Origin of the sequence: Mucilaginibacter mali (assembly GCF_013283875.1) — a bacterium.
GTDB lineage: Bacteria > Bacteroidota > Bacteroidia > Sphingobacteriales > Sphingobacteriaceae > Mucilaginibacter > Mucilaginibacter mali.
The window spans coordinates 3206596-3222039 of record NZ_CP054139.1; the positions used below are offsets into that span (position 1 = coordinate 3206596).

8 protein-coding genes are annotated in these 15444 nt (G+C 47.3%); 6 read left to right on the forward strand and 2 right to left on the reverse strand.

What is annotated here, in order from left to right; translation table 11 throughout:
* Positions 1-3135 (reverse strand): SusC/RagA family TonB-linked outer membrane protein, encoded by a 3135-nt coding sequence (locus HQ865_RS13470; protein ID WP_173415392.1) that lies wholly within the window; start codon positions 3133-3135, stop codon positions 1-3.
* Positions 3136-4237: 1102 nt separating this feature from the next.
* Between HQ865_RS13470 and HQ865_RS13475 the strand changes: the two genes are divergently transcribed.
* The 6 genes from HQ865_RS13475 (at position 4238) to HQ865_RS13500 (ending at position 12611) form a co-directional block, all read left to right on the forward strand.
* Complete coding sequence (locus HQ865_RS13475; RefSeq protein WP_173415393.1) at positions 4238-5131, forward strand: AraC family transcriptional regulator; 894 nt, start codon at positions 4238-4240, stop codon at positions 5129-5131.
* Between the two features lie 212 nt (positions 5132-5343).
* Positions 5344-6996: a pectate lyase family protein gene (locus HQ865_RS13480; protein WP_173415394.1), complete on the forward strand. Its 1653-nt coding sequence runs from the start codon at positions 5344-5346 to the stop codon at positions 6994-6996.
* Between the two features lie 66 nt (positions 6997-7062).
* Entirely contained in the window at positions 7063-7746 is a 684-nt protein-coding gene (locus HQ865_RS13485; protein WP_173415395.1) for a LamG domain-containing protein, read from the forward strand.
* Between the two features lie 81 nt (positions 7747-7827).
* The gene (locus HQ865_RS13490; RefSeq protein WP_202020383.1) at positions 7828-9348 is read left to right on the forward strand and encodes a family 43 glycosylhydrolase; all 1521 of its coding nucleotides are present in this window, start codon (positions 7828-7830) and stop codon (positions 9346-9348) included.
* Between the two features lie 31 nt (positions 9349-9379).
* Entirely contained in the window at positions 9380-10819 is a 1440-nt protein-coding gene (locus HQ865_RS13495; RefSeq protein WP_173415396.1) for a DUF1593 domain-containing protein, read from the forward strand.
* Positions 10820-10997: 178 nt separating this feature from the next.
* The gene (locus HQ865_RS13500) at positions 10998-12611 is read left to right on the forward strand and encodes a pectate lyase (protein ID WP_173415397.1); all 1614 of its coding nucleotides are present in this window, start codon (positions 10998-11000) and stop codon (positions 12609-12611) included.
* 9 nt (positions 12612-12620) lie between these two features.
* Here HQ865_RS13500 and HQ865_RS13505 read toward each other — a convergent pair whose 3' ends face one another.
* The gene (locus tag HQ865_RS13505) at positions 12621-15437 is read right to left on the reverse strand and encodes a glycosyl hydrolase 115 family protein (protein ID WP_237073468.1); all 2817 of its coding nucleotides are present in this window, start codon (positions 15435-15437) and stop codon (positions 12621-12623) included.
* Between the last annotated feature and the right edge of the window lie 7 nt (positions 15438-15444).

Here is a 15444-nt window from a genome sequence, read left to right on the forward strand (position 1 = left end):
TTATAATCCTACACTTAAACCTGCAGATATAGTTCTGATAGTTGGATAATCATAAGCCGATGACGTGTATGGGTCTTTGTACGGCAGCGGATTAACGAGCGTCCACAAGTTGTTGCCCGTAACAATTAACCTTACGTTGGTAAAGCCGGTACGAGCAAGCCATTGAGCTGGTAAAGCATAAGCTAAACTCATGTTATTAATGCGTATCATAGTTGCATCGCGCGCCCAAAAGGTAGAGTTTTTATTGGCATACGGGTCATCAAACCTTGGCAGCATACCATCCGGGTTTTGTGGTGTCCAGTGATCTGACCAGTACGAAAGCACGTTGACGGTAAGCGTTGGTTTCGTAATGGCACGGCTATCATAAAATACGTGCCCGCCAAAGTTACTTACGATGTTTGTACGTAAAGATAACCCTTTATAAGTAAGGCCAAGGTTCCAGCCCAGGTTTATAACAGGGCTTGTGCCGTTCTTATACATCGGTACCGCATCAAAATCATCAATGTGGCCATCGTTATTGGTATCTTCGTAGTAGATCCAGCCCGGTTCGGGGATCAGTTTATTAATCGTATAGTTAGGATATTGCTTCAACAAGGCATCTACATCGGCCTGCGTTTTCAAAATACCCTTCGCTATTAAACCAATGTTGCTGCTGTTATAAACCTTAGTATTCACACCCTGGGCTATCTGCCAGTCTGATGGTGTATTTTGGAAATACTGGTAAGGGTTTTGGTAAACCTGACTTACGTAGCTTGTGCTGAAGCCAAAGTTAACGCTGCTGTTGAATGTCAGGTCCTTGCTTAGTTTACTATTGTATCCAATAGTAAATTCGGTACCGTAAGTGTGGTGATTTTCATGGTTAACAACTGCAGCCGCGAACCCTGCGGTATATGGGTAGTTATTTGAAGCGTTCTTATCAAACTGATCGTAAACGTAATCATGGAAGTAATCAAAGCCAAAAGTTAACCTGCCGTTAAAAAAGGCTGATTCCAAACCAAGGTTTATAGAGCGTTTTTTCTCCCAGGTAATATCGGGATTAGCGATCACATCAGGATTAAAAGATGGCGCATTGGTATTATTATAAACATAAGCTGTGTTGGCAACATCTACCTTATATTTAGCCTGCCATAAGCGATCCTGCACACGGTCATCGCCTGTTAAACCAAAGTTTGCTTTTAGTTTCAGGAAGCTGATAAAGTTAAGCTTTGATGCATTTTTGAAGAAATCTTCTTCAGAAAGGATCCACGCCGCGCCAACGTTAGGAAAAAATCCCCAAACCTTCCCGGTAGCAAAGTTGGTGGAAGCATCAAAACGACCAACAGCATCAATCAGGTATTTCTTTTTATAATCGTAGCTTAATCTGCCAAAGAACGACTGTTTAAGACTTTCTGATCTGCTGTTTGATCTTATGGTTACCGTTGGATTAAACGCCCATGATTCGTCTGTATTAGGAATTGTTTGGCCTATCCATTGCGCGTCCAGGTTTTCTGATCTGCTTTCAGACTGTTCGCCGCCAACTAACGCGCTAATGGTATGGTTCCCGAACGAATGGAGATAATTAGCAGTGATATTGGCCTGGTAACGCGAAGCATAACTTAAAACAGGTTCGTAACTGGCGTTTGCAGCCGATACACCATCGGTTACGCTAACCAACGAATCTCTGTAAAGAGCAGTGTTGTTGTACTGGTTATAAAAATTATACTGTTTATAAGGCGGGGTGTAGGTAGTGTTATGCCCGTTGTTACCGTTTTGCGACATTTGGAAACGCAATGTTAAACCTGGAACGGCCTTAGGCGTATAATTCAAAGCACCGGTTATGGTATAGTCGGTATTGGCCTGTTTGGCGTAATAGCCTGAATTGATAATAGCCAGCGGGTTTTTAAAACCACCAAAGTTTAACGGCATGCCGTTGATCTGGATCGGGATCCACATCGGCACCGTGATCATCGACTGAAAGAACGCTTTGTCTGTATCATCTGATATATCGTTATTACTGAATTTGTTGCCGTAATTCAAGTTAAAATTAACATCGGCTTTCAGGCTTTCGTTAAAGGTAGCTGTAATACCACTGCGGAAACCATATTTTGTATTGCGCATACCGGCATAGTTGGCATTTTCATTCTGGATACTCCCCCCAACAAAAAACAAGATCTTTTCAGAACCACCGCTCATTTGCAGGTTGTGCCTTTGCATAACAGCAGGTTGCCACAGTTCATCAAACCAGCTTTTGTATGGTTTGGTGGCCAGGAAGGCAAGATCCGCCGCGGAAAAATATTTATCGTTGGTAGAAAAGCCTTGCTGATCAAGATTATCGTTGTATAATTTAGCCTGATCATAAGCAGATAGCATTTTAGGCACAGTTGCCGCATCAGAAATACCCGCATAACCGTTGTAAGTAAATTTGGGTTTACCAATTTTACCCCGCTTGGTAGTAATTAAAATTACACCTTTTGAGCCGCTGGCACCATAAATAGCTGCCGATGCGTCTTTCAGCACTGTTATATCTTCCACCATCGAAGGGTCGATAGCGTCAAACTGATCGGTAGTGGAAACAACGCCATCGATCACATACAATGGTTCTGTGCTTGCACCAAAGGCGCCTGTTGATGCTAATTGCGAATTACGTACGTTAAGCGTAATGGAGGCACCCGGGCGGCCTGATACGGCACTAACGCCCAAACCAGCAATACGGTTACGCAACGCACCTGCAATATCCGGCGCCGGGATGTCGGCAATTTCCTCGCCTTTAATGGTAGCTACGGCGCCAATTACTTCCGCTTTTCTTTTAGTGCCGTAACCTACCACCACCACCTCATCTATTTTAGACAGGTCTTCCTCCATCACGATATCGATATTGGTGCGGCCGTTGATCTTGATCTCCTGGCGCTTATAGCCTACAAACGAATACACCAGTACATCCGTTTTGGGGTCGGCCTGCAGGTGATAAACACCATCGTTGTTGCTGGCCACATTATTTTGCTTGCCCTTGATGCCCACAGTAACGCCGGGCAGGGTTTGGCCTGATTTTGCATCGGTAACTTTTCCGGATATAGCCACCACCTGCGCATGCGCGGACAGGCAGGCCAGCCATAACAGGAGAACCCCGGACAGTTTTAGTAAAAATTTAATTCTCATATATTATTATTTATTGGTTTTAATGCTTTTTGGAAGATGTGGCCATTGCTGATATATCGCCATCCGCATTTTTTAAATGCAGTGGCAAAATATTAATACAGCAAGGGCGTTGATTGGGTATACAATGCCTCATACTTTGGTTACTATTGGTTTACAGACCGACCTCGGTCAAATCTGAAATCAAAGGTATAGGCAGTGTAACTTTGGTGTTATATTCTGTTTGCACCTTATTGTAGGATTTTACCATGGGGTAATTCTGAGGGTAGACATTATGGTTTTACTTAGTCTGCTATAAGTAACCACCTGTTTCATTCCCCTGTATGCAGGCGCTGTTTTAAGGTGTTAATCTGTGCTATTTAGGGGGTTAAAATGACTTAAAAATAAGGCGTTATTTTTTATCCATCAGTTAAAAACAACCACCTGCAAGAAGCATAAGCCCCCCAGGCAAGCAAAATAATAAAATACTGTATACCAATACGTTAAATCAGGACATACGTTTATCATCCACGCTACTCCTATAAATTCTCCCAACAAAACAAAAAGCCAAAATCACCCCGTGCTTTATGAAAATCAGTTATAAATAATAAAACAATTAAATAGTTAGTTAAATAATTGATAATCAATTATTTATATTAAATAACGATAATATTGTATAATTAAATGATAATATCAGCAATTGATAGCAGCAGCTACGCTATCATATTTGTGTAATCGATTGCAGAAACAATGCGGGAGAGAATCAGGATCATACAATTTTCGACCGCTGATACATCGATCTAAACCGTACAACGCGGCACGGTTTAGCGTGAAAAATACCAATTAAAAATAGCCGGCAGTGCAATGCTAACCGGGCGCTAAAACTTAATACCAATTAACAAAACCTATGATGAAGGGGCCATTATTTGCTTCTAAGGCATTTGCTTTGCTAAAAAAGAGGGTTATTAACCTAAACCCTATCACACTAAGCAATACCCGGTTGTGGATCGCAGCAGTGCCACCGGCACTGCTGCATCTGCGGCCGGTTTACCTTAACCGGGGTAAGCATCCTGTCGCCAAAAAAGTATAATCAACCTTCAAAACCAATAACCAATACCTAAGCACTATGAAACCGTTTTTCTCAAAAATTGACAGCAGTCCGCAGGAATCGTATGGTATACGCCGTAGTTTATCGCCCGATTTTAAGGGCCTTTGGCATTATCACCCTGAAATTGAACTACATTACGTAGTGCGCGGTGAGGGCCTGCGCTTTGTGGGCGATAATATTTGTCCGTTCGGTCCGGGCGAGATCGTTCTGCTTGGCGAGCATCTGCCGCATTGCTGGCGATATGAGAACGCAACGGATGATGAAAGCGAGGACACTAACGTAGAAACCATTATCCTGCAATTTAAACCCGATTGCCTTGGCCCCTATTTAACCAACCTGCCCGAGGTTTACCAGGTGCCCATCCTGTTTGAAAAGGCCCGCCGCGGCATGGTGATCAACGGGGCCGCTAAACCAATATTGGTTAAACTGATGCAGCAAATGCTCACTGCCAGCGGTTTAGAACGTATCATCCTGCTATTATCGGTATTAAAGGTATTGGCTAACTGTAATGATTACCAGGCCATAACCTTGGCCGATCAGCGGTTCAACATATCAGATAATAACGCCTTGTGCCGCATGGACCAGATCTGTAACTACACGCTTAACAACTTCAGGCAAAATATTTCGCTAAGGGATGTGGCCCGGTCGAGCAACCTTAACCATACCTCGTTTTGCCGATACTTTAAAATGGTTACCAAGCGTAGTTATACCTCCTTCCTTACCCAAATTCGCATTAGCCAGGCCTGCCGGGCCTTGATAGAGAACCGGTATACCATCACCGCTATTTGTTACGATTGCGGCTTTAACAACATTGCCAACTTTTACCGGCATTTTAAAAAGGTAACCGGTACCACCCCGCACGATTACCGCGACAAATACCTGAAGAGCAACCTGGTGAAGGCGGCATCGTAGGCGGATACGGCAATGTTATAATCGTTTATTACACTATCCTATCGCTATCAGAAGTATAATTGTTACGTGGCAGGATAAATTCCTACAATTTATTGGAAAAATGCTATACTCAATACACCCGAAAGTGCCGCATATTTGGTAATTGGTAAATTTATAAACCCATTGCCCACCGGCATTTCGCGTTATTAAAATATAGACATATCCATATATATATGAAAAAAGCTCTTTTTGTGATCTTTGCAGGCGCGGCTTTATCAGGCACCGCGACGTTTGCACAATACCCCAAAGTACCGCAGGCCATGCAGGCCAAAACCGACTCGGCTAACCGTGTGGTGAAGCAACAGGCCGATGTGGCCTGGGAAAAAGCCCAGCCCGCTATTCAAAAAGACGCGGCAAACGGTAAGCCATTTATTCTTTCGGCCGCGAAGCCCTCTAATCTGCCGCAGGCTAAAATACCGGCATTCCCGGGTGCCGAGGGCGGTGGCGCCTACTCTTTCGGTGGCCGCGGAGGCAGGGTGATCGTGGTAAAAAGTCTGGAGGATTCAGGTCCGGGTACCTTACGCGACGCGTTAGAGCAGGGCGGCGCCCGCATTATCGTGTTCAACGTATCGGGCATTATCAAATTAAAAAGCCATATCAGCATCCGCGCGCCTTATGTTACTATTGAGGGGCAAAGTGCTCCCGGCGATGGTATTTGCATAGCGGGTGAATCGGTTTGGATAGATACACACGATGTGGTGATCCGCTTTATGCGCTTCAGGCGCGGTGAAACGGATGTTACCCGTCGCGATGATGCCCTGGGCGGAAACCCGATAGGCAACGTAATGATTGACCACGTATCGGGCAGTTGGGGTTTGGATGAGGTAATATCCATGTACCGCCATATTTACCACGATAGCAAGGGGGTTGACGAGAAGCTGCCGACCGTAAACATCAGCATCCAAAATTCCATGTTTGCCGAGGGTTTATGCACCTACAACCACGCCTTTGGCAGTACGCTGGGTGGATTGAACAGCACTTTTATGCGTAACCTTTGGGCCGATAATATCAGCCGTAACCCGTCCATCGGCATGTATGGTGATTTTGGCTTCTTCAACAACGTGGTGTTTAACTGGTGGGACAGAAGCGCCGACGGCGGCGATAACAACTCGTTTTTTAACTTTATCAATAACTATTATAAGCCCGGCCCCATCACCCCGCTCGATCAGCCTATCGGCCACCGCATTTTAAAGCCAGAGCCGGGCCGCGTTAACGGATCGAAAACCATTTATGGCAAGGTATATGCTCACGGCAATATTGTGGAGGGTAACGATGCCGTAACTAAGGATAACTGGGCAGGCGGCATCCAAATCGGCGATCAGCCGGATGCCGGTCGCTTAACCGATAGCATCCGTGTTAACCAGCCATTCCCCGCCGCTAAATTTACGCTGATATCGGCCAAAGAAGCATTTGACTATGTGTTGACCAACGTAGGCGCCTTTTTACCAAAGCGCGACGCAGTTGATACCCGGATAATTGAGCAGGTAAAAACAGGTAAGATCCCTTACAAGGATGGGCTTGAAAGCACCAAGGGCAACGATATGCTGAAGCACCGGCTGCCGCCTGATTCGTACAAAAAAGGCATCATCAGCGATATCGCACAGGTTGGCGGTTACCCCGAATATAAGGGCACACCCTACAAGGACAGCGATAACGACGGCATGCCAGACGAATATGAGATCAAGCAAGGCTTAAACCCTAAAAGCGCTGCCGATGCATCGCTGTATCCTAAAAACGGTGGCGGTTATACCAATATCGAGATCTATTTGAACAGCCTGGTTCCGCTGAAAACGGTGGTGCCGGTTGGCTACGCGGTGGCTAAATAAAACAAGCAGTTGCAGGATAGGCTGTTAGTGCTGCGGATGCCATATAATGATTATATTTAGGCATATATGATGGTGAATTTCAAAAATAAGGCAATTGGGCTGATGGTCATTATCGCCGTTGGCCTGGTTACCTCCACAAAGGCGCAGATAAAGCCAACCATTTGGAAATTTACTGCCACGGATAAAGTTGGTGATTATACGCCGGCTATCCAGGGTGCACCATCAGTAGCAACAAACGGTGCGTTTACAGGCATCGCGTTCAATGGTGTAAATGATGGGTTGATCATTCCAGCAAGTCCGATAAATGGCTGGTCGAGGTTCACGATACAGGTATTGTTTAAACCGGATGGCGATGGTCCTAAGGAACCACGCTTTATCCATTTTGAAGATGCAGACAAGAACCGCGGCACCTTAGAAGTACGCCTGACGCCAAAGCGGCAATGGTACCTCGACGCGCATCTGAAAAACGGGAAGCTGAACAAGGCGGTAACGCTGATCGACTCCACTCAGTTGCAGCCTGCCGACCGCTGGTATTGGGTAGCCATGGTGTACGATGGCAAAAAGATGAGCAGCTATGTAAACGGGGTGAAGCAGTTGGAAAGCCCGATGGATTTCCAGCCCATGAATGGTGGACAGATCGCCATTGGGATGCGTTTAAATAAGGTGGCCTGGTTTAAGGGAATGGTAAGCGAAGCGCGCTTTTATCCCGAGGCACTGGCACCGGATCAATTGCTATCAACGGGAAAGTAGCTGGGAGCGATTGTCCTGAGGTAATAAACCAGGCAAGCCGGCTGCAAGCATATTTTAGCTAATAATAATCCATTATAAACCATGAGCCTGTTTTATAAGTCCGTTATCTGCGCTGTTTTTATGGCGGGCAGTCTTGCTGCTATTGCTCAAAAAACGACTGTTAAAGTCCGTGCCCAAAGCGCTAATACCTTTACTAACCCCATCCTTGGCGGCGACTTCCCCGATCCCAGCATTATGCGCGATGGTAAGGATTACTACATGACGCACTCGGCCTTTGATTACCTGCCCGGCCTTACCGTATGGCATTCTACCGATTTGGTGAACTGGGAACCCATCAGCTATGGACTCACCAACTACCTTGGCTCCATCTGGGCGCCCGATATCTGCAAATACGGCAACCTGTATTATATCTACTTCACGGTTTCCCGCAAGGGCAATTTTGTAATTACCGCCAAAGATCCGCACGGCCCATGGAGCGAACCCGTAGATTTGAAGGTGGATGGCATAGACCCCTGCCACATTGCCGACGAGACCGGCCAGCGCTGGATCTTTTTAAGCGGTGGTAACCGCGCAAAGCTTACGCCTGACGGTTTATCGGTAGTACCCGGCACGCTCGAAAAGGTTTACAGCGGCTGGAAGATCCCTGACGATTGGATCACCGAGGGCATGGCGATGGAAGGGCCTAAGCTGAAGAAAATAGGCCAGTATTATTACTGGCTAAGCGCCGAGGGTGGTACGGCTGGTCCGCCGACATCGCACATGGAAGTGGTGGCGCGTTCCAAATCCATCAACGGGCCATGGGAGAACGCGCCAAATAACCCGTTGATACACACTTACAGCGGCACAGAGAAATGGTGGTCCAAGGGCCATGCTTCGCTCATCGACGCGCCGGATGGTCGCTGGTGGATCGTTTATCATGCCTATCAAAAAGATTTTATGAACCTGGGCAGGCAAACCCTGCTGGAACCGGTAACCTTTTTATCCAATGGCTGGATAAAGGCCCCGACCGGCAAAAACGTGGCATTCCCGATGGCCAAACCCGTTAGCGGTAGCAGAACCACCGACCGTTTATCTCATTTGGGTGAATACCGGATCGGCCTTGACTGGAAATTCTACAAAAAATATGACGCCGGCCGGGCATCGGCAAAAGATGGGGTACTTACGTTAAAGGCACAAGGTACAACACCACAGGAATCGGGCCCGATGTTGTTTGTGGCCGGCACGCCCAATTACGAGTTTAGCGTTAAAATAAATAAGGATGCCGACGCTGTGGCCGGACTAACGCTTTTTTACAATGCCGATTTCTTTGTAGGCGTAAGTTTCGACAACAAATTTGTAACCCGCTGGCGAAAAGGCGCGGCCAAAGGCCGGGTAGCGCATACCGGGAATAATGAGCTATGGCTTAAGATGCGAATAATTGACAACGTGGCTACTATTTTTCATAGCTACAACGGCACCGATTGGATAAAGGAAGAATGGGGGTTGGAGGTATCGGGCTATAACCACAACACGCTGTACGATTTCCAAAGCATCCTGCCCGGCTTTTTTGCCTATGGCAAGGGCGATGTTAAATTCAGCAATTTTAAGTTTAACAGATTGTAACCCCATCGGCATAACCTTAAACCGGCAAATTATGAAAGCTTTGATCATTACGGCACTGATGTTTACCGCATTTATCGGCACATCCGGGCAGGTGCAGGCGCAGCCCAAAACCCAATCGACCAAGACCCGGGTTATTGCCACCTCGGATGGCGAGATAGATGATCAATGTTCGATGGTGCGGTTCCTGCTGTATACCAACGAGTGGGATGTGGAGGGCATCATCACGTCAAGCTCGCAATACCACTCGCATATAAAAAAGTGGCCGGGCGATCATTGGGTCGATCCGTACCTCGAAGCGTACGCCAAGGTCTATCCTAACCTGCTGAAGCATGATAAACGTTACCCCTCACCCATTTACCTGCGCAAGCGCACCCTGCTGGGCAACGTGGAAACCCAGGGCGAAATGACCGCGATGACACCGGGCGCCGACCTGATCACCAAAGTTTTACTAAATGATGCCGACAAGCGCCCCATATGGCTGCTGGCCTGGGGCGGCACCAACACCATTGCCCGGGCGTTAAAAACCATCGAGGAAAGGCATCCCGAAAAAATGGGCGCTGTAGCCAACAAAATGCGCTTTTACCTGATCTGGGAGCAGGACAGCACTTATCAAACTTACATTAAGCCACATTGGGGCAAGTATAATATCCCCACCATTATTGCCGATCAGTTTGAGGCTATCGCCTACCGCTGGGCCGAGACGCAGCCCGAAGAAATGCATCCCTACTTCCAGAGCGCATGGATGAAGCAGAATATTTTGGAAAATCATGGCCCGCTTACGGCCATTTACCAAGCTATGCCCAATGGCGATTTCCGCTCTGAGGGCGATTCGCCATCGTTCATTTACCTTATCCCTACCGGTTTGCGCAGTATGGAGTCACCATCGTACGGCGGCTGGGGCGGGCGTTTTGTAAAGGTGAGGGCAAATACCTGGTTAGATTCCGTATTGATACCCGGTTACCAATACCCTGATGGCCGCTGGTTTAGCGGCAGTAGTTGGGGCCGCCTAAGTGTTAAGCAATCCCCGCCTGCCACGCACGACCAGGTACTGGATTACTTCAAACAAATGTGGCGCTGGAGCGATGCCCTGCAAAATGATTTTGCAGCCCGTGCCGATTGGTGTGTAAAATCATATAAAGATGCCAATCACCCGCCGGTGATAAATCAAACAAAAGTTAAGGATGCCACTGCCAAGCCGGGCAGCAGTGTAAAGTTAAGCGTTGCCGGGTCAACCGATCCGGATGGGAACAAGCTGTCCTATCATTGGTATGTATACCCCGAACCCAGCAATTTCATTGCCGGTGGCCCGGTAAGTAAGGAAGCTGTTGAGGTGCAAAACGCAGATAAGGCGGTGGCTTCGGTTACAGTTCCAAAAGGCAAAGGTAGCCTGCATTTTATCTGCGCGGTAACCGATAATGGTAAACCGGCGCTTACCCGTTATGCAAGGATCATTATCAACGTAAAACCTTAGCCGGTAGGCCTTTAAAACGGCTTGTTAAACAGCATTTTGTTTTAAGCAAATACTTATATTCGATATAAAAGTCGATTGCCAATTATAAATACCTGCTTTTTTCGACTAAGTAATAATCAAAAAAAGCAGGATTAAACTGTGAACCAAACTTGAATTATTAACCTGATATCATACCCCTATGCTCAATTTTTTCCGCACCACTAACCGTTTCAGACCGGTATTTTTAGGGCTGGCGACTACATTTATTTCAGCACAAACTTTCGCGCAGCAAAACAAGCAGGTGCAGCAAGCCGGGCAGGCCATGCTTAAAGCCACCAAATTCATGACCGAAAACGTGAGCACAAACGGTGGTTACGTTTGGTATTACCTGCCCGATCTGTCGCGCCGCTGGGGCGAGATGGAGGCTTATAAAACTATGGTGTGGATACAGGACGGCGGCACGGTGAGCGTTGGCCATACGCTGCTGGATGCCTATCATGTAACCGGCGAAGAGTATTATTACCAGGCTGCCGAAAAGGCCGCGGCGGGTTTAATTTGGGGCCAAAGCAACGAGGGCGGCTGGAATTATATGATCGACTTCGCCGGCGATGCCTCATTAAAAACGTGGTATAATACCATCGGCAAAAATGGCTGGCGGCTGGAGGAGTTTCAGCATTATTATGGTAACGATACTTACGATGATGATGTATCGTCGGATGCGGCACGTTTTCTTTTACGCATGTACCTGGAAAAACTCGACCCTAAATATAAGCCCGCGCTGGACAAAGCCATCGCCTTTTTGTTGAAAAGCCAGTACCCCATCGGCGGCTGGCCGCAGCGCTATCCCTTAAGGTATGATTTTAACAAGGCGGGCCATCCCGATTACACCTCGTTTTATACTTTCAATGATGACGTTACCTGGGAGAACGTCAACTTTTTAGCACAATGCTATATGACACTGGGCGATGCCCGCCTGCTGGACGCGATTACCCGTGGAATGAACTTCTACCTCATTTCGCAAAGCGGCAACGGCGCCTGGGGCCAGCAATACAACATGCAGCTTGAACCCGTTGGCGCACGCACTTATGAACCGGACGCCTATCTGCCCAAATACACCTACGGCAATGCTATGCTGCTGATGAAGTTTTACCAGTACACCGGCGACCGTAAGTATCTCGCCCATATCCCCGATGCCATTAACTGGCTGGAAAAAGCGCATCTGCCAGCCGATAAAACCGCGAACGGGATATACACACATTCCACATTTGTTGATGTGGTTACCAATAAACCCATTTATGTGCACCGCAAGGGATCTAACGTGATATATGGTAAGTATTATGTGGATGAGAACGATCAGAACCTGCTTGGTCATTACCGGGGGAAGACAATTGTGGATGTTCAGAAATTAAAGGACGAATATGCCCGACTAAGCGCTTTAAGCGTAAAGGAAGCCACCAAGGATTCGCCGATACTGCCCCGCAAATTTGAAGGCAACGCTTCACCCCAACATTATTACGACCTGAACCGTGATGCCATACAAAGCCCTGTAAATGAAACTGAGGTTAATCAAATTATAAGCACCCTTGATAATAAAGGCCGCTGGCTCACCAAGCACGCCATGATCAGCAACCCTTATATTGGCGATGGCACCAGTAAGGAGGAAACCAACGCTTTTTCTGGCACCCATGTGGGCGATAAAACCGACACCTCGCCTTACCGTGATACCAGTGAGCAGGATTACATATCAACTATCCAGTATATCAAAAACATGAATACGCTGATCAAATTTATCCGCGATAAACAAGGCAAATAATAATGGCCATCAATCTACCCGAAAGTTTTCCGGCGGGCCGAGATAACTTGGCTTCGTCCCGCTCCCGGTATCAATAACCAGCTTTTCCAGTACCACAGCGGGGCTTTGCACCCAAAACTTAATTACATGGGTACCGGCTTTAGCAATATGGTGCTGCGTGGTTATGATATTAACGTTATCGCTCACGGCCTTGCTCCAGGTCCTTGGGTCGGCCTCGGCATTAAATGGCTTTAGTTGTGGCGCTTCATCATCTAAAGAGATGGCATAGCGTAAGACTTTATCACGGGTAAAATCGATGGTTGGCGACAGGTAGGCTTTTATGACCACTTTGCCGGTATCTGTAAACTTCACCACATACTCAAGGCGTGCCTTTTCATTTCCTGCCAATTTGTGTACAGCCACCGCAGGAACAACCGTCATGGCCGATAACGTCCGCCCGTAACCGGGTATTTCTATCCACTGATACCGGTCATCCGATACCTTTTTTTGATAGTGGGCTGCTTCAATAGCAACGGCCGGTTCGGTTTGAATAAAACCCTTAGTATTGCTATTACCAAGCTTATTAAGGCGTGCGTTAACGGCGATCTTTGTACCATCCGAACCTGTTATATTGATTGTAGCAAGGCGTGTTCCCGGCACTTTACTCCAGTCAACATCAACATATATCCTGCTTTGCTGATCTATAGTTCCTTTTGAGGATGATAACCTGATAAAACCCTCTGCATTAATGGCATAACTTACAGGTGTACGGCCTTTATTATACAATTCGATAAAATGTCTTTGCCGCTCAAGGTTATTAAAGGCAGACAGTTCCGGGGTGATAGATGAACCCGGCCAACAATCACTGCTGCCCTCTACAGCTACACCCAGGCTGCCTTTTCCGGGCAGGGTTATTTCGGTTATCCTCGGCATGGTATCCCGCTTAGGCTCCTGCCATATTTTGTAACCGATATGTGTTTGATCCATCATATGCGCCCACTTGCCGCCGGCCAGTTGCGTGTTGTAATAGGCTGATATGGCCGCGTCGTTATCAAATAAAGCCTTTACTTTTGCAGCCATGGCATTGGTTGCCGCGCGGCCCTGCTTCGCGTACAAATGATTAAGCGCTGTGGCGTAATACAGCTGATACAAATTGGCCGATGCAGCCACCGGGTGCAGCACAAGCTCATAATAGGCATCTTTATATTGCTGGGGCATCAGTTTGTATAAAGAATCGGCGCGGTTATTTAGCTGCTGATAATCGTTAACAACGGTTTCAAATTCGTTATAATTGATAAGGCTATAGGTGTTTTCGTTCAGTAACTCTGGTTTACGGCGGCCGTTATATTTAGTATAAGTGGTTAGAATACCGGCGATGTCGCCTGCATATTTATTACCAAACTGCCGGCTTGCCCATTGTTTGGTATAAGCTTGCAGATTGCCGGGACCTATCTTATCGGGGTTCCAGGCATAATCTAAGAAAAAGGATATCGGGAACTCCATCGGCTTCAGATCGCCAACGTTTACTATCCAAACCTTATCTACACGGTGCTGGTAAGCCAGGTGCATTTGCTCCCATACCTTTGATATGGGGTTGGTATTTATCCATTTGTAATTGCGCGGACCACCCACGTAATCAAAGTGGTAGTAAATGCCGTAACCGCCTGCCCGGGGTTTTGCATTCAGTTCGGGTAGCTTACGGATGTTGCCCCAATTATCATCGCACAGCAGCAGGGTAACATCGTCGGGTACGCGCATGCCCTTATCATAATAGTCCTGCACTTCCTTGTAAAGGGCCCACATTTGCGGTGTTTTTTCGATAGGCTTGCCGGTTACCGAGGCAATGATCTTACGCTGATCGGCCACAATGTTTTCCAGCAGGGTAATATTAGTGCCATCCTGCATGGGTTTATCGCCATCGCCGCGCATGCCTACGGTTACTATCGTTTCGGCATTACCCATATTTTCAATGCCCTTTCGCCAAAAGCTTCTCAGCACCTCGCCATTTTTTTCGTAGTCCCAGTCGCCGGTGCCGTAGCGCTTCCATTCCTGCTGTGCCCGGTCCATCGGTTCATGGTGCGATGTGCCCATCACAATACCGTAATCATCGGCTGTTTTGCGGTTAAGCGGGTCATCATCGTTAAAGGCATTGCCCCACATAGCCGGCCACAGGTAATTGCCCTTCAGGCGCAGTATCAGTTCGAACATGTGCGCGTACAGTTCATGATTAACGCCACCAAACTTTGCTTTTGCCCAGCCCGAAAAAGCGGGCGCCTCATCATTAATAAAGATTCCGCGATACTTTATAGCAGGCGTTCCTGCAGTATGCCGCCCGGGCAATATATAAAGCGATGCCTGCTGCTTTACCGGCACATCGGCCCACCAATACCAGGGCGATACGCCGATATGCGACGACAGATCGTAAACACCAAAGATCGTCCCTCTTTTATCACTGCCTGCAATTACCAGCGCCTGGTCTAAACCGGGGAACGGTTTATCGATTACCTGTAAAACATAGGTTTCCCATTTGCCTTTGATGTTTTTCACATTAAGTTTCCCGGCGGCAATTAGTCCATCAACAAGCGGCGAGTGCCCGATGGTGCCGATGATGACCACCCTTTTGCCCGACGGTTTACCCATCAATAATGCAGGCTGGGTATTGGTTACGGCGGTAATATCATGCTGCAGATCTTTTACTGCACGGACAACGCCCGTAAAATCATCACCGCTCACATACAAGGGTGCGGAAGCTTTACCTGCCGATAAGGGGAAGGCGTGAGCAACGGCCCGGTTGCTCACATAGTTCCCCGTATCAATAGCCGCCGAAACCGGTTGCAAATTGAGCAATAAGTAA

Coding starts and splice junctions, on each gene's coding strand:
- HQ865_RS13485 (WP_173415395.1), top strand. CDS start 7,063: ATGATGGTGAATTTCAAAAATAAGGCAATTGGGCTGATGGTCATTATC.
- HQ865_RS13495 (WP_173415396.1), top strand. CDS start 9,380: ATGAAAGCTTTGATCATTACGGCACTGATGTTTACCGCATTTATCGGC.
- HQ865_RS13475 (WP_173415393.1), top strand. CDS start 4,238: ATGAAACCGTTTTTCTCAAAAATTGACAGCAGTCCGCAGGAATCGTAT.
- HQ865_RS13490 (WP_202020383.1), top strand. CDS start 7,828: ATGAGCCTGTTTTATAAGTCCGTTATCTGCGCTGTTTTTATGGCGGGC.
- HQ865_RS13480 (WP_173415394.1), top strand. CDS start 5,344: ATGAAAAAAGCTCTTTTTGTGATCTTTGCAGGCGCGGCTTTATCAGGC.
- HQ865_RS13470 (WP_173415392.1), bottom strand. CDS start 3,135: ATGAGAATTAAATTTTTACTAAAACTGTCCGGGGTTCTCCTGTTATGG.
- HQ865_RS13500 (WP_173415397.1), top strand. CDS start 10,998: ATGCTCAATTTTTTCCGCACCACTAACCGTTTCAGACCGGTATTTTTA.